This window comes from Oceanispirochaeta sp. M1, from assembly GCF_003346715.1.
Lineage (GTDB): Bacteria > Spirochaetota > Spirochaetia > DSM-2461 > DSM-2461 > Oceanispirochaeta.
This window is the reverse complement of sequence record NZ_QQPQ01000001.1, coordinates 1-16,347: the sequence shown is the minus strand read 5'-3', so window position 1 is coordinate 16,347 and position 16,347 is coordinate 1. Positions and strand designations below refer to the sequence as shown.

Sequence of the window (16,347 nt, the reverse complement as noted above, 5' to 3'; positions counted from 1 at the left end):
AAAGTATCAAATCGGAGACAGAATCATATATGTATTTTGAAGTTGAAAGGTTGGAGCGGCAATTGAAAGAGCTGTCCTCCTTAATATATCGGGATAAGTTAGAAATAAGCGTATGTACAATTAAAAAAGGTGACTATCAAAGCTTTGAGGAAGCGGATGCCAACACAGATCCATGGACGGATTTTCACTGCGGAACGATGAAATGGGGGGATCCCGACAGCCGGTATTGGTTCCGTATTGAGATAAGTATCCCTGATAACTTCGTAGATCGGGAAATCGTCTTTCATCTGAATACCGGCAAAGAGGGTACTTCCGAATGGGACTTGAGTAAGAATCCCCAGTGTCTTGTACGCATCAACGGAGAGATCGTTCAGGGCTTTGACCTGAATCATTATAGAATTCTACTGACCCCTAAGGCCGAACTGGGAGCTGAATATACGATTGATGTTCAGGCCTATAGCGGCTTTAAAAAACATCATGTGGATTTCATCCCCGCCTTCTCCCTTTATGACAGAAAGACAGAGCAGCTCTATTTTGATTTATCAGTTCCACTTGAGGTTGCCAGGCGTCTGGATGAAAACGACAAGAGAAGGATTGATCTGCTTTGCAATTTAAATGAGGCCGCCGATTCCATCGATTTCAGAATGCCCTATTCCGAAACCTATTACACATCCCTCAGCAAAGCGATCCAGTACCTCGACCAAGTTCTCTACAGTGATAAAAACCGAAAAGAAGATATAACCGCCACTTGTATCGGTCATACTCACATCGATGTGGCCTGGCTCTGGGATTTAAAGCAGACTCGGGAAAAGGTCGTTAGAAGTTTTTCTACCGTATTTAAGCTGATGGAGGAGTATCCCGAGTACATATTTATGTCCAGCCAGCCTCAACTATATCAGTTCATAAAGGAAGACCAGCCAAAGCTCTTTCAAAAAATTAAAGAAAAAGTCGCTCAGGGAAGATTCGAACCGGAAGGAGCCATGTGGGTTGAGGCGGATTGCAATCTCTCTTCGGGAGAGTCCTTAATCCGGCAAATCCTGTTTGGAACACGTTTTTTCAGGGAGGAGTTTGGAGTGGAGAATACGATTCTCTGGCTTCCAGACGTTTTTGGTTATTGTGCATCCCTCCCCCAGATTTTAAGCAAATTCAATATTGAATATTTTATGACATCCAAAATTAATTGGAATGAATATAATAAAATGCCCTTTGATACTTTCCGCTGGGAAGGTATTGACGGATCTGATGTGCTTACACATTTTGTAACCACCACGGATTATAAAAAAGAGAATGGGATCAATACGTTTACCACCTATAACGGAATGATTGATGCCAATCACATCATGGGGGCCTGGCAAAGGTATCAGCAGAAAGACATTAACGATGATATTCTTGTCTGTTATGGCTACGGCGATGGCGGCGGCGGCCCCACCAGAGAAATGCTTGAAACGGCCAGAAGGATGGAACGGGGAATTCCCGGCTGCCCCACCGTTAAACTTGATAAGGCCGGCAATTACTTTAAAAGACTTGAAAATAAAGTCCAGGGGAACAAGAGGCTGCCCCGATGGGTGGGTGAGCTCTATCTTGAATATCACCGCGGAACCTATACTTCCATGGGAATAAATAAAAAATATAACCGCCAATCCGAATTTCTTTATCAGGATGCCGAATTTTTCTCGGTTTTTGCCAGGGAGTCGCAGGTCCAACCCGATTACCCCGCGGAGGAAATCAATGCGGGATGGCGCATAATTCTCTTGAATCAGTTCCATGATATTCTTCCAGGAACATCGATTAAAAAGGTGTATGAAGATTCATGGGCCCAGTATGAAGAGATCCTTCAAAAAGGGAATGGTATTGTTACAGGGGCCATAAAGTCCCTTGCATCTCGAATTGATAGTGATAAAGAATCCCTTGTTGTTTTTAATCAACTTGGCTTTTCCCGAACTGACATTCTTGTCTTTAATTCACATAAGAAAGTCTCGACACTGGAGGATGGTGAGGGACTTCACGTTCCTGTACAAGAAATAGGCTCCGGAACCTACTTTGCCCACCTTCAGAATATCCCTTCCAAGGGTTATAAGACATACGTTATTCATGAAGCAGATATTTGCGAACCTGAAGATCCGTTTTCTTTTTCCAATGGGAGATTGGAGACCCCTTTTTACTCTGTCATTATAAATGAAGAGGGCAATATCTCCTCCCTGTATGACAAAGAGGAAAAACGCCAATTGGTCAAAAAAGGGCAGTGTCTCAACCAGCTGCAGGCCTTTGAGGATAAGCCCCACAACTATGACGCCTGGGATATCAACATCTATTATCAGGACAAGATGTATGACGTGAATCAATTAAAGAGCCTGGAAGTTTTAGATGCGGGGCTTCTGCGCTTTTGTCTTAAAATCGAAAAGGACTTTGTAAACTCTAAAATCATTCAGAAAATATATTTCTACAAAGACAGCCGCAGGATAGATTTTGCAAGCACCATAGATTGGAAAGAATCTCAGATCCTCCTGAAAGCAGCATTTCCCCTTGATATTCACAGCTCACGGGCGACCTACGAAATTCAATACGGCAATGTTGAAAGATCAACCCATTCAAACACCAGCTGGGATTTTGCACAGTTTGAGGTCTGCGGACATAAATGGGCCGATATTTCCGAGGATAACTATGGGGTGAGTCTGCTCAACGATTGTAAATACGGCTACGATATAAAAGGGTCCACCATGCGCTTGAGTCTTATTAAATCGGCGATTGAACCGAACCCTGAGGCAGACAAGGGAGTTCATGAGTTTACCTATTCCCTCTATCCGCATAAAGGGAGGTGGCAGGATGGTCATACCGTTAGGCAGGCCTATTTCCTGAACTGTCCGCTATACACAGAAGAAATTGGACTCCAGAAGGGGCCCTTACATCGAGAGATGAGTTTTGTCTCGGTCAATCAGGAGAACATTATAATCGAGGTAATAAAAAAAGCGGAAGATCGGGATGAAACCATTCTAAGAATCTATGAGTGCTGTAATCGGAGAACAGAAGCAGAATTCCATTTCGCCGGGAAGATAGAGACCCTCCATGAATGTGACCTCCATGAACATAAGCTACAACCTCTATCCTTTAAAGGAAACAAAACAAAACTTCTTTTTAAGCCCTATGAGATTAAAACTGTCACCCTGGGCCTTGTGGAGGAACTCTGTGACTGATTATCCGTTTCAGGACAGATCTCTAGCTCTGGAAACCCGGTTAGAGGACTTGATCTCCCGTCTTTCTGTAAAAGAGAAGATCTCTCAAATGCTTCATAGATCTCCTGCTGTGGGGCGACTGGGAATAAAAGAGTATAACTGGTGGAATGAGGCTCTTCACGGCGTCGCCAGAGCGGGAACGGCGACAGTCTTCCCTCAGCCCATAGGCCTTGCGGCCTCCTTCGATGAGGATCTTGTTCATAGAGTGGCCTCTATTACCGCAGATGAGGGGCGGGCTAAATACCACGAAGCGGTAAAGTATGATGATCGCAGTATCTATAAAGGCCTCACCTTCTGGAGTCCCAATATCAATATTTTCCGTGATCCCCGCTGGGGACGGGGCCATGAGACCTACGGAGAGGATCCCTATCTGACTTCCAGATTGGGTGTTGCTTTTATAAGGGGAATTCAGGGCTCCGACGAGTCGATGCTGAAAGCCGTTGCCACACCTAAACATTTTGCGGTTCATAGCGGTCCAGAGGAGAAAAGACATCATTTCGATGCACAGGTATCTCTGAAAGACCTCTATGAAACGTACCTGCCGGCATTTAAGGCTGCAGTGACCGAAGCAAAGGCTGAGGGGGTGATGTCCGCCTATAACGGGGTGAATGGTGAGCCCTCCTGTGCCAGCGAAACACTGCTGGTAAAGATTCTACAGAAAGAGTGGCAGTTCAAGGGTCATGTGGTATCCGATTGCTGTGCCCTTGTAGATCTTCATGAACATTACAGAATAACAGCGGGTCCGGTGGAGTCGGCGGCAGAAGCCTTGAACAAGGGCTGTCATCTCAACTGCGGGAAGATCTACAATTACCTCATAGAGGCCTATGACCAGCAGCTGGTAACAGAGAATACCATTGATGAGGCATTGGGCCGTGTCCTGAAGGCTCGATTCAGACTGGGGATGTTTGATCCTGTACAGAATCATCCATACAGCCGGATTCCCTTTGAGGTCGTAGCATGTTCAGAGCATCGTGGGGAGGCAGTCAGAGCCGCGGAAGAATCCATTGTCCTGCTGAAAAACAGTTCAAGCATACTCCCCCTTGATAAAGACAAGATTAAAAGTATTGCCGTCATCGGTCCCAACGGAGCCGACGAAAATGTGCTCCTGGGAAATTACAGCGGAACACCGGCGGCCACTGTCACGGTTCTCGAAGGAATAAGAGAAGAGGTGAATCCCGAAACCCGGGTCTATTACTCCGAAGGGTGTAGAATGATCGATCCCCCTGAAGACTGTCTGTATGCGGATATTTACGGCTGCTTTTCCGAAGCTAAAGCCATGGCCAGCCGGGCCGATGTTGTAGTCCTGGCCCTGGGACTGTCCACCCTCCTGGAGGGAGAACAGGGGGATGCCTCCAATTCCGATGCAGCGGGGGATCGATTGCATCTGGGTCTGCCGGGCAGACAGCAGGAGCTTCTGGAAGAGATTTGCGCCCTGGGAAAACCGGTTATTCTTGTCCTGATCAATGGCGGTCCTTTGACCATCGGCCGGGCCCATGAACTGAGCGATGCGGTCATCGAGGCCTGGTATCCCGGAGCCGAGGGGGGACGGGCCATTTCCAATATTCTTTTTGGGAAAAGCAATCCTTCAGGAAGACTCCCGGTAACCTTTGTGAAATCCATGAATGACTTGCCACCTTTCGGCGACTATTCCATGAAGAATCGGACCTATCGATATCTGGGAGTGGAGCCGCTCTACCCCTTCGGTTTTGGTTTGAGTTACAGCAGCTATACCTACGCCCTCCTCTCCCCATCTTCAAGGGATATATCCTGTGGAGATTCGTTGGATATTCAGGTTCGTCTAACAAACAACGGAACCATGGGGGGTAAAGAAGTCGTTCAGCTCTACCTGGGACGGGATCGCGAAACCAGCGACGAGCCCCGCTTTTCATTGAAAAAGGTAGTAAAAATCAATTTAGAACCAGAGGAATCTAAGAAGATATCTTTTCGACTGAACTCTTCAGATTTTGCTTTTTTCGACAACAGCGGCGAACAATTCGTTGTACCTGGAAATTATAAAATTTATATCGGCGGAAGTCAGCCTGATAGAAGGAGCCTGGAACTGACCGGAAAGGACGTTCTTTTATGCACCGTGAGTTTGCGTGGTGACTCGTATTATTTGGGGAAATGAACTTACAGAAAAGCATCTTCACAGATAAGTACGGAACCCCACTCAATGGTCGTAATCGATGAAATGTTTGAAAAATCTACTTCGGAATGATATTATGTTTTACCAATTTCTTCTGATGCGGAACATAAGGGCGGTACGTTATGTTTAACGTGATACTCGTTGATGATGAACCCTGGACACTTTCAGGGATCGAAAAGACTTTTTCTTGGGCAGAGCATGGTTTTAACGTAATCTTCAGGTCCACAAATCCATTCGACGCCTTTGAACAATGTTTGAAGCAGGATTGTGATGTTGTTTTCCTCGATATTCGGATGCCGGGATTATCGGGGATTGAGTTCATGGAAAAACTTACCGGGAGGAAAGATCCGCCCCTGATCGTTGTCATTAGTGGATTTGATGAATTTAAATATGTGCAAAAGGCAATGCACTACGGAGCATTTGATTATTACCTAAAACCGATTAAGAAAGATGAAACATCGGAGCTTTTGATAAAAATCAAGAAGAAACTGATGGAGAAGAGAAGGATAGAAGGCATTGAGTTGCTGGACTCCCTTGGCAGTGATGAGGGGGATCTTAGAAAGGAGTTGTTCGCGAGGGGACTTCCCGGAAGATATTCCTATTGGTCCGTTGCAATCGTAAAGGATCGTTTAGTGGAAAGGCTGGCGGTTCTGAATCCTTCGGGCAAGACAGACTATATAGCCCTTAGATCTGATAAAAAGAAAACAGCCTTTATTCTAAATTCAAATACAGATAAACCAGAGATAGACACTGACAATGACAGCGGAGTTTGGGGAATCAGCACTGTATCGGAATCGCCTGAGACTCTATTCTCTCTTTACAAGGAGGCGGATATCGCCGTGGAGTCTGATTTTTTCGGGACAGATGAGACTTTTTTCCGCTATAAAAAAAATAAAAGATCTGCCATTAGAAAGCTCTCGGAGAACCTGTCTCTCCATTACCGGAACAGGCGCTACGAAGAGCTTAAAAACGGAATTAAAATGATTCCTCAATTATTCGGGGAGAAGATATTTTCGATAGAGGCTCTTGTCTTTTTCTGGAATGAAATTCTCTCATCCATATCCGGAAATGAAAGTGGGGCACTGCTCTACGATTATAACTGCATAGTCAAAAACTTTTCCGGCATTGAAGATTATTGTCATCAATTATATACACTTATTATAGACAGAGAAGCTCTTGGCACAGAGGATATTTCGGGAAGCCGGAATAATAACTTCACGAAAATGCTTAACTATCTTGAAATCCATTTCTGCGAAAACCTTCAACTAAGAGGTCTTTCCGATCAATTCGGAATTAATTACACTTATTGCTCCGAGCTCTGCAATAAGATTTTAGGAACCTCCTTCTCAAAGTATATTAACCAGCTGAGAATTAAAGAGGCTTGTTCTCTCATTGATAATACAGAGAAATCTCTCCAGGAAATTGCCGAAACAGTAGGCTATTCAGATTATTTTTACTTCAGCAGAGTCTTCAGGAAAACAATGGATTTATCACCCTTAAAATACCGCAATATGAGAGATAAGGTTATGATTGAACAATGAAAATTTCGTATCAGCTGATACTGCTTATCACCATATTCCTGATCTCCCTATTAGGCATACAGTTTATATACTATATCAATATTAAAAATCTGACAGAAGAAGAAACAGAGACATATGCCCTGAAAATGGTTGAGCAAATTGAGAAGGAGGTGACGAATCACTTTACAGACATAATCAGAATAGCCTACACATTATCCTATAGTTCGGATACACAGGATTTACTCACAGCAGAAACACCGGTTGTCAAATATGAGAGCAGCAGTAAATTTCTTGAATTACGAAAACATCTCCTAAGGTCAAATAAAGATATCGATCGGCTGATACTTCACAGTGCCGACAACAGAGTCATCAGTCCCAATGAGTTTCCCATTAGTGAATTACTCAATTCAGAGTACAATTATTTAAATTCCTTAAAACAGAGACAGTTCACAAGACTATACAATTTAAAATCAAATGGTCGGGAAAACTTTTCCCTTATATATCCGGTCTATAACCTGGATGATAATTTTTCCCATGAAATTATTGGGTATTCTATTGCCGTTTCAAATATTGAGTTTCTGGAGACACTTATCTCAGAAACGGAGATTCCCAACAAATATGAGTTTTATATATTGGATACTCAGAATACGATCGCCGCGGCCAGTGAACGAATTAATAATGGAATGATCTTTCCTCTCCAGCTTTCCGGGAACATCCCTGAGGGGACTTTTATTGAGATGGAATATCAGAAAAAACCTATTTTATTTTCCAGTAAAGATATTTCTGACACCGGGTGGAAAGTCTGTGCTGTCATCCCCATCTCCATGGTCAACACAAAACTTGTCCGTATTAGAAATATCGGTTTTTTCATCTCACTGGTCTTTCTGATAATTCTCCTCTCAGTGGGGGCTGTCATCAGCAGAAGCATAACACGGCCTATTGACCGGGTCGTTGAATTTGCCGCCTCGGTCGTTGATCACTCTACTCGGAAAAGGCTTGATCTCCCCAAAGGGAATGAGATGCGTATTCTTTCGGAATGTATCAACAGTATGCTGGACCGCATGGATCTGATGAACAGAAAAATTCTTGATACAAAAACCTCTCTTCTGAAAGTGGAGCTGGAAAAGAAAAAGGCTGAGCTTGAAAATCTTCAAGCTCAAATCAATCCGCATTTTTTGTACAACACTCTTGAATGTTTGAGAAGCCTGGGTGTTCATTACGAGTCCGATGAGATCACAGAGATTTCCACTGCAATGGCGGATATTTTCAGATACAGTATAAAGGGTGATGAGATTACCACCATTAAAAACGAAATGGATTGTATCGGTCAGTATCTGAAAATAATTTCCATACGATTTCAGGATCGCTTTCGATTTACAGTCAATATAGATGAGAATATCTTCAACTGTAAATTACCCAAAATGACACTTCAGCCGATTGTGGAGAATGCCGTATATCATGGTTTGGAGCCAAAACTGGGAAACGGAGAGCTCTCTATTCGCGGGTACCGTAAGGAAAACAACCTTTGTATCTCCATCTATGATAATGGAATCGGGATATCCAAAGAAATTTCCGAAAGCATAAATAATTATACGGAAGCGTATATTTCGGAAAAGCGAAGCATGGGTTTACTTAATATTAATAAGAGGATCAAGATAAGATTCGGCAGTAACTATGGAATCCAAATAAAAAGCCAAAGAGGCAAGGGAACTTATGTAAATGTTGAACTTCCAATTCATTAAAATGAGACACACGTTTATCATTTATATAAATTTTCCTTGTAAAATTAAAGAGGATGGATATAAGATTGTCTGCTATGAAGAAAAGATTCTCTTCAATTAAAATTATTATATTACTCCTTTTTTTCTTGCTGTTACCGGTGTGCAGACAGCAAGAGGAGCCTGTACAAGACGAAACGTCCTTAACAACTTTATCAATTCAATGGATAGGACACGATCTAAGAATGGAAGACCCCCAAGTTTTAAGTCAGGCTGAACAAATAATCATGGAAAAATTCGCTGTTAATATTGTTTTTGAGAGCTTGTCCTTTGAGAATTGGGACGAGCAGGTTTTTCTTTCCCTCACCTCCCCGGATGTACCCGATATGATCGAATGGGATTTTCGGCCCTTTAAAATGGCGGTCCTGAAGAATTGGGTCAATGAGGGATTGATTCGCCCCCTTCCTGATCTGGAAAGTTATCCAAATCTGAAAGCACTATCATCCAAAATGTCTGAATATGACCGAATCAAGGTGGACTCCGAATACTATGTCTGGCCCTTATATCGTGGTGATATGCCCGGAGATGGTAAGACCGCTCCGGTTGACTTTCTTTACAGACGAGACTGGGCGGAAGAGCTTGGGCTATATAGGGAGACCTATACCATCGAAGAGTTCTTTAAATTGGCCGAAGCTTTTGTGGAATATGACCCGGGAAAAAATGGACCCGGCAAAACCATAGGTTATGCAGAAGTGAATTGGGGATTCGGGGAAATACTGCGAGCCTTTAACAATCCTCCAATGGAGTTTGTGGAGCGAGATGGAGAGTATGTCTGGACGGGCTATGATGAAGAGACCCTTGATGGTATTAAATTTATGCAGCGTATGTACCAGGAGGGAGTCTATTTTCCAGAATTTTATTTAGCCGACTACAGCTCTGCGGTTGACCTCTTCCGATCGGGAAGAGTGGGAATAATATTTGATAACCTCCCCCTGGATAATCTGGATAAGTATATCGAAGTTTTCAAGGGTATGTATCCGCAAAAAGATCCCTATCAGTCACTGGCTTATATGACAATTGTCAACAGCGATGGAGAGCCTTGGGCTTATGAGGAGGCTTCTTTCTGGTCATCATTTATTTTCCCCTCTCATCTTTCAGATTCCAAGATGGATACAATCTTACGGATGTTGGATTTCATTGCTGGATCAAAGGGAAAGGATGGATCAAATGAAAAGAATATGGGGAGCAGCAACTATAATCCGAATATTGAGATTTACAGCAGGTTAGTCGAAAATGGACTCGATTCCTTTTATACCTCCCCGGATATTCCCTCCCAAACAAAGGAGATGTTCATCCGGAACAGGACTATCCGTATGGAGTCAAAGTCCAGAAAAGTATTTGATCTCGATTATCAGTTCTTCAACGGCACCGCTAAATCTGAATATGCCTTCAATCTTTCATCCGCCCATAGCAGCAATTTTTTCGAACAGATCAAAAGGATCATTGTCTTTTCAGAAGATGTGGAGGTGGATTATAGTCACTATATAGCCACCCTAAAACCGGAAATAGACAGAGTTCTAGATGAGTTGAATTTACAATTCTGAAGCCTTGGAAGACGAAAGGAAAGTAAAAAAAATGGTGTACTTCCAGATAGTTTTTCTGAATAGTTTTATGATAAACATAGCTTATTGATGTATTGTTCTTGTAAAATAATTGAGTTTATTAATATTGATTGGTTAGGGATTATATTCGCAATTCCTTTCAATTCCGCTATTGCTGACCGAGCTCTGTTTTCTTGCTTTAGGATGTTTTGTTTTTCCATATTATAAAAATTGATAAGCAGGTAAATTATGATAAAACGCTGTCACATATTTTTATGCTTACTACTCCCCCTCCAGCTGCTTCCAGCCCAAAATACAAAACAGCTGCGAAAGGCAGACACACAATTTCAGAAAGGTGCAGAATTATTTCAGCAGGGAGATTATGCAGGAGCAATTCCTCTACTTCAGACTGCGAAGGAATTATATGAACTGCAGCCCCCTTCATATGATAATTCTGCTTATGCAGCTTTATGGAAGGGAATCGCATATTACTATTTATTCGATTATGAAAAAGCTATTCCTGAGCTGCAGGCAGCTGTAAAAAAGGCAAAAATACAGGATATTAAAGACATTACTCTAAGTGCCACTCTACATCTGGCCAATACCTATTATGCTCACGATTTGTGGTCACAGGCTTATGAACTGTATAATTCCGTATTAATATTATTAGAGGATTCTACAAGTATTGAATATTATCCAGGAGTTTATGAAGGACTTGGTAATATAGATTATGCCTGGGGGAAATATGATACTGCAGAAGAATTTTATTTACTGGCACTGGATTACGCAACCCGGAATGGTGTAGAGGAAAACATTATTTCATTACAAATTTCTTTAGGTAAAATCCATCATGCTCGATATGAAATGGATGAGGCCATAGAAACTTATTTACGTCTTCTGGATAGACCAGGGATTATTCAATCCAGATTCTATGGGGCCCTTTTAAACAGCCTCGGCATTGCATATTTTCAGAAAAACGAACCTGAAACTGCTCTGGATTATTATTATAAAGCCCTGAAAGTTGCAAAGGAACAGGGGAATGTATTGGTAGAACTCCGGCTGCTGATTCATATCGGCGGTGCTTTACACATTCAGGGTGAATACAGCAGGGCTCTGGAATTTTATCAAAGAGCACTACCCCTTGCAGAAGCCAACCAGCGTGTAGGAGATGCATCGGTTTGTCTGTTTAACATAGGATTGGCATATAATTATCTCGAGGATTATAATTCTGCAATTCCATATTTCTTAAGGGCAATAGAGAATAAAGAGAAGCTGCGTCTCTCGGCGACAGGAAAAGACCGCCTGGATTATCTGGCGGCAGAAGTTCATGTCTATCAATGGCTGGCGACAACATATCTCCTTCTTGAAGATTTCGAGAAAACTGTTAATGCCCTGGAGTTTGCTTCGACAAAGTATTTAAGGGAGCAGCTTCAGGAGAACAGGGAAGAAGGGGCCCTGAAGTTCAGCGGAGTATTAAATTATCAGAAAACCCTAAGCGAAGAACAGGCAATCTTAAATTTCGGCGGCAGCGCTCTACCCTGGCTTTCAATAATTAGTATCACACAAGACACAATAAATGGTACATTTGCAATACCTGAGACTATTCTGTCACAACTTTCTGACCAGACTTTAAATCATTTCAAACAGCTTGAATCCTCCCGCCGGAGGGGGATTACCGTATCAGGAAAAGAAAATCATGAAGAACCCACTCTAGTAATAAATTTTGAAGATTTAATAAAATATTACCGTATGCTGCTTTCATATAACGGGAACTCTCAGTTGATACGGGAAGTCGGAAGATTATTGTATGATTATCTGATAGGACCGGCTGAAGAATATATTAAAGACAAAAAACATTTGATAATTATACCCGATGGTATTTTGGCTTTTCTTCCATTTGAGACTCTAACCATGCCCGACGGCAGATACCTGATTGAACAGTACGATATTTCATACGTTCAGTCTCTTGCTGTGTCCGAATTAATAAGTCAAAGAAACTATCCGTCGGACCGTATGGATTTATTGGGTATAGGAGGGGCTCATTATCAGGTAGAGTCAAACTCCTTAAATAATTCTGTCTATAATTCCCTTTTTGAAGAAGGCTGGAAGGATCTATCCGGTACTCTTGAAGAAATCCGAAATATAGGCAGGTATTTTCCAGAATCGGATTTATTAACCGGAGATGATGCAAGTGAATCTATGATAAAATCATTGTCTACAAAAAATGAATTAAGAAGATATAAAATAATTCATTTTGCAACACATGGTTTTGTTTTACCGGAACAGCCTGATTTATCAGCTATAGTTCTTTCTCAAAATAATCTGGGTAATTATGATGGTTATCTGAGTGTCCCTGAAATTGCAAATCTGAAATTTGAAGCTGATTTTGTAAATCTTTCCGCCTGTGAAACAGGACTTGGTAAAATCTATGGAGGAGAAGGAGTTGTCGGATTGTCACAGGCATTTCTAATTGCAGGTGCAAATAGTATGTCGGTCTCTTTGTGGCAGGTAGCAGATGCTTCAACAAGCGATTTTATGACAGGATTTTATGAACTGATAAAAAGTGGCCGGCCTTATTATCAGGCCATGGCGGAAATGAAACGAAATTTTATAAACGCAGGGGTTTATGATGATCCTTTTTTCTGGGCACCATTTGTTTTTTATGGGGAATAGTTTTTTTTAGTAATGTAATATAATCGATTCAAAGGATTTCCCGACTAATGTCGACAGGAGGAGATTCTACGGATTCATTGATGATGTTACCGGTTGATAATCAGCGGCAGCACCAGCGGTCAGGTTAGGGAGCCGCTGGCGGGCGGGGAACAACATTCATGAACAGCTGGAATTGATTGCTCCCTGCCAATTTATTTATTTAAAAATTCTATGATAGCCTTGTTGGATTTCTCCGAGATCTCAAACATAAATCCGTGACCTCCTCCTTCAAGAATCTGAAGCTCGGCTCCAGGAATCGCGGCCTCAATTTTTCGGGCCTCTGACGGCGGGGTTAAGATATCCTGGTCTGCAGCCAGCACCAATGTCGGTGCTTTTATCATAGGAAGCCGGTCAAGGGCATCGAATCCAAGAATGGCCTCTACCTGACGAGCAAGAGCATCAAAGGATTGGGGATAAGGAGGATTCTTAGACATACCAATTATCTGTTTAACCATTTCTTCATTTTCTGAAAAACTCACTGTCATAGTGGTTAGCAGGGTCATCAGCGGGATTATCTCGTTATTTTGGTCATGCTTCTTAATAAATTTCATAAGCGTGGTAAAGCTGTCCAGTGTAAGTGTCGCTTTACTAATGGTTGCACTCAGAATCAGCTTATTTACTCTGTCCGGGTACCGAATGGCCAACTCCTGGGCAATAGTACCTCCCATAGATCCACCTAATACATGTGCCGACTCAAGACCCAATGCATCCATGAGCCCGACAGTGTCTTCGGCCATATCGGCTATTGTATATGGACTTTTGGCCTTTGAGCTCCGCCCGGCATCCCGGTTATCGAAAATAATTACCTGGAATTGTTCCGATAAGATCGGCAGATAAGCCATATGTGCCGTTAAGTCCATACTTAAACCGCATATCAAAATCAGCGGTTCTCCCGTACCATGAACCTCGTAATATAACTCCTGATCATTAACTGTTACATAACCTGTACTCATTTTATCTTCTATCTGTTCATTTGACAGATCCGCAGGTTTAGAAAGCTCTAGCTCTAATGATTTATCAGTGGCTTCATTTATTTCCTGTGGACTGTTTGTTGTACAGGAGATAAAAAAAGTAATCACTAAAATTACCATTACAGCTTTCATTTTTGCCTTATTTTTTATTCGACCGGCCAGAGTACTCCGAAGCTTAGCTCGGGAATGAAGGCCATGTATTCTTTGCGACCAGCCCTCTCCGAACATAGAGACCTCGGAACTTGCTCCGGGGTTCTCCATTAAATTTATACTCATTTTTTTTGTCATATAAAACTCCTAAAATTTAAATCCAATATATTTCTATACTGTAGAGGTTTTAATTAGCTGCTTCATTGACTTGAGTTAAGATCTAAATAAAATACTGTTTTATTTTCCTGATAGACGTCTTTTTATTCTACTTAATGATTCCGGTTTTACTCCCAGGTAACTTGCTAATAGATATTGAGGAATCCTGTTAACCAGCTGAGGTTTATTAAATAAGAAATACTTATATCTTTCTTCCGGGGTAGATATTCTATATTCTGTAAACTTGTTCTGAAGATTTTCAATAAGTTTTTTTGAATAAATTCTACTAGCTTCTTTCAGTTCCGGAAATTCATTTAACATTTTTTCTTCTATTTCTTCATTGGATACAACGACAATTGTATCCTCAATACATTCCAAATAATGAACAGATTCTACATTCTGACCGTAATTCAAAGGTATTACAGGATCTTCCTCAATATAGAATTCTATCGTTTTTTCCTCGCAATTATCAATTATATAACTTCTGACACATCCTTCCAAAATAAAAAAGGTTTCATTTGATATTTCTCCCTGAATTAATATAAGAGAGCCTTTTTTATATTCTTTAATAATATGAGCCTTTCTAAACTTGGCTATTAAATCTGATGATAGAGTCATATGTTTTGAAAAATACTTTTCAAGTTTATCCATAATAAAAATGAGAATAGCAATAAATTGTTTTTAATTCAATTAAGTGAATAAATAGTTTTATTCCAATTATTACCCCAGGGAATGACCCGATCACCGGAGGTTTCAAATCATTCTTATTTTCTAAATGCTTCTTCATACCATGAATAACATTTCTCAAGTTTTTCCTTAGATTACTTGTATAGATTTGACCTGGTTTACAATTAAGTTACAGTCAACTTTTGATACTGAATGATTTTATTGCCGCATTATTCAAGTTTAACTTATTACCATATATACGTTTACAATTCCATCCAATATGAACGCCTAATATCCGTAAATGATGTCCCTAAGAGTTTTGTAATGGAGATCTATACCATTTTGCTGTAGAAAACGCCGAATTGCGTTGCAAAGCTGTCCCGAAGGGTTTGTCCACTCCAATACATTGCTACTCATTAAGGGCTCCCTGGTTTCGAGTAGAATTAATACTCAAATAACCATTTTGGAGGTATCCTTATGAGATTCTATAAAGAACAACACCACTACTATTGTGGTATCGATCTCCACACCAAAGTTATGAACATTTGCATTATGGATCAAAGCGGGAAAATTCTCAATCACAAAAATATACAAACAGACCCTGATGATTTCCTTGAAGCAATTAACCCTTACAAAGAGGATATCGTTGTCTGTGTTGAATGCATTTTTACCTGTTACTGGATTTCAAATTTATGCATAGAACACAACATCCCCTTCGTACTTGGACATGCTCTCTGTATGAAAGCTATAAGCGGTGGTAAGACAAAGAATGACCGGATTGATTCTGAGAAGATTGCAGCCCTTCTCAGAGGAGGCTCAGCTGTATCTAATTCCAGACAATCCCCCAACATACGTGGAGAAAAATATTATCAATAGGAGAAAAGAGTATGAACAACAACCAAGCTACCCTGTCAAAATTGGATGAAATGAGGTTGCACGGCATGTCCAGAGCTTTTCAGAGTATTCTGGAAACCGGGATGAATCAGAAGTTTACAATAGATGAGCTTCTCACCCAACTGGTAGACATGGAATGGGAGGACCGGATCATCAGAAAACAGGAGCGACTGATCAAGGCTGCTGGATTCCGGTATCAAGCATCTATTGAAGAGTTAGATTACCGGAAGGATCGCAATTTAGATAAGAATATGATTTTAAGATTATCTGATGGAAGTTGGATAGAACAGAGTAAAGACATTCTTATCCTTGGACCCACTGGTACCGGCAAAAGTTTTATTGGTAGTGGCTCTGCTTGACCGACTGTTTCATAATGCTCACAGGGTAATTATAAAAGGGAAATCATACAGGAAGGCTCTTTAAAAAGTATGACCGTTTATGATATAGGTGAAGGGGCCCTATGTGTCAACATAGTTGAAGCATCAACTTTTTAAGGAGATATTCAATTATGAGATACAGTTTAGGATTCAGAGAATCACAGTTAAGGAAAGTTTTACCACCGGTCAACAGACCAATTTCAGAT

General features: G+C 41.3%; 12 protein-coding genes. 9 read left to right on the top strand and 3 right to left on the bottom strand.

The annotated features are described in order from the left end of the window. Positions 1-29: 29 nt before the first annotated feature. The 5 genes from DV872_RS00055 to DV872_RS00035 all read left to right on the top strand — a co-directional run bounded on the left by DV872_RS00055 (position 30) and on the right by DV872_RS00035 (position 10,218). On the top strand, positions 30-3,191 hold the full coding sequence (locus DV872_RS00055) for an alpha-mannosidase (protein ID WP_114627783.1): 3,162 nt from the start codon (positions 30-32) through the stop codon (positions 3,189-3,191). Continuing rightward, positions 3,184-5,358: a glycoside hydrolase family 3 C-terminal domain-containing protein gene (locus tag DV872_RS00050; protein WP_233516401.1), complete on the top strand. Its 2,175-nt coding sequence runs from the start codon at positions 3,184-3,186 to the stop codon at positions 5,356-5,358. Before DV872_RS00055 ends, DV872_RS00050 begins: the two co-directional genes overlap by 8 nt. Positions 5,359-5,498: 140 nt before the next feature. Further along, a complete protein-coding gene (locus DV872_RS00045; RefSeq protein WP_114627781.1) occupies positions 5,499-6,917 on the top strand; it encodes a response regulator in 1,419 nt (472 codons plus the stop codon). Next, on the top strand, positions 6,914-8,638 hold the full coding sequence (locus DV872_RS00040) for a sensor histidine kinase (protein WP_114627780.1): 1,725 nt from the start codon (positions 6,914-6,916) through the stop codon (positions 8,636-8,638). Before DV872_RS00045 ends, DV872_RS00040 begins: the two co-directional genes overlap by 4 nt. A gap of 221 nt (positions 8,639-8,859) precedes the next feature. Continuing rightward, positions 8,860-10,218, top strand: coding sequence for a hypothetical protein (locus tag DV872_RS00035; protein WP_114627779.1), 1,359 nt, complete (start codon positions 8,860-8,862; stop codon positions 10,216-10,218). 65 nt (positions 10,219-10,283) lie between these two features. On the opposite strand, the gene DV872_RS27200 is transcribed toward DV872_RS00035, so the two are convergent. Beyond that, the gene (locus DV872_RS27200; protein WP_147283073.1) at positions 10,284-10,436 is read right to left on the bottom strand and encodes a Fic/DOC family N-terminal domain-containing protein; all 153 of its coding nucleotides are present in this window, start codon (positions 10,434-10,436) and stop codon (positions 10,284-10,286) included. Between the two features lie 28 nt (positions 10,437-10,464). On the opposite strand from DV872_RS27200, the gene DV872_RS00025 reads away from it, so the two are divergent. After that, on the top strand, positions 10,465-12,888 hold the full coding sequence (locus tag DV872_RS00025; RefSeq protein ID WP_114627778.1) for a CHAT domain-containing protein: 2,424 nt from the start codon (positions 10,465-10,467) through the stop codon (positions 12,886-12,888). 191 nt (positions 12,889-13,079) lie between these two features. Here the strand turns inward: DV872_RS00025 and DV872_RS00020 are convergent, their stop codons facing one another. Next, a complete protein-coding gene (locus DV872_RS00020) occupies positions 13,080-14,186 on the bottom strand; it encodes an alpha/beta fold hydrolase (protein WP_114627777.1) in 1,107 nt (368 codons plus the stop codon). 99 nt (positions 14,187-14,285) lie between these two features. Further along, on the bottom strand, positions 14,286-14,855 hold the full coding sequence (locus tag DV872_RS00015) for a Crp/Fnr family transcriptional regulator (protein ID WP_199563401.1): 570 nt from the start codon (positions 14,853-14,855) through the stop codon (positions 14,286-14,288). 492 nt (positions 14,856-15,347) lie between these two features. On the opposite strand from DV872_RS00015, the gene DV872_RS00010 reads away from it, so the two are divergent. From DV872_RS00010 to DV872_RS27195, 3 genes are read left to right on the top strand one after another with little or no spacing between them, the layout of a single operon-like run. Further along, positions 15,348-15,746: a transposase gene (locus tag DV872_RS00010; protein ID WP_114627775.1), complete on the top strand. Its 399-nt coding sequence runs from the start codon at positions 15,348-15,350 to the stop codon at positions 15,744-15,746. A gap of 11 nt (positions 15,747-15,757) precedes the next feature. Continuing rightward, positions 15,758-16,123 (top strand): ATP-binding protein, encoded by a 366-nt coding sequence (locus tag DV872_RS00005; protein ID WP_114627774.1) that lies wholly within the window; start codon positions 15,758-15,760, stop codon positions 16,121-16,123. Further along, positions 16,110-16,187 (top strand): ATP-binding protein, encoded by a 78-nt coding sequence (locus tag DV872_RS27195; RefSeq protein WP_370446645.1) that lies wholly within the window; start codon positions 16,110-16,112, stop codon positions 16,185-16,187. Before DV872_RS00005 ends, DV872_RS27195 begins: the two co-directional genes overlap by 14 nt. Positions 16,188-16,347: the final 160 nt, after the last annotated feature.

Bases quoted from the DNA above. Each gene is read 5' to 3' on its own strand.
- DV872_RS00035 (WP_114627779.1), top strand. From the start codon at position 8,860: ATGGAAGACCCCCAAGTTTTAAGTCAGGCTGAACAAATAATCATGGAA.
- DV872_RS00010 (WP_114627775.1), top strand. From the start codon at position 15,348: ATGAGATTCTATAAAGAACAACACCACTACTATTGTGGTATCGATCTC.
- DV872_RS00005 (WP_114627774.1), top strand. From the start codon at position 15,758: ATGAACAACAACCAAGCTACCCTGTCAAAATTGGATGAAATGAGGTTG.
- DV872_RS00040 (WP_114627780.1), top strand. From the start codon at position 6,914: ATGAAAATTTCGTATCAGCTGATACTGCTTATCACCATATTCCTGATC.
- DV872_RS00020 (WP_114627777.1), bottom strand. From the start codon at position 14,186: ATGACAAAAAAAATGAGTATAAATTTAATGGAGAACCCCGGAGCAAGT.
- DV872_RS00025 (WP_114627778.1), top strand. From the start codon at position 10,465: ATGATAAAACGCTGTCACATATTTTTATGCTTACTACTCCCCCTCCAG.
- DV872_RS00055 (WP_114627783.1), top strand. From the start codon at position 30: ATGTATTTTGAAGTTGAAAGGTTGGAGCGGCAATTGAAAGAGCTGTCC.
- DV872_RS27200 (WP_147283073.1), bottom strand. From the start codon at position 10,436: ATGGAAAAACAAAACATCCTAAAGCAAGAAAACAGAGCTCGGTCAGCA.
- DV872_RS00015 (WP_199563401.1), bottom strand. From the start codon at position 14,855: ATGGATAAACTTGAAAAGTATTTTTCAAAACATATGACTCTATCATCA.
- DV872_RS00045 (WP_114627781.1), top strand. From the start codon at position 5,499: ATGTTTAACGTGATACTCGTTGATGATGAACCCTGGACACTTTCAGGG.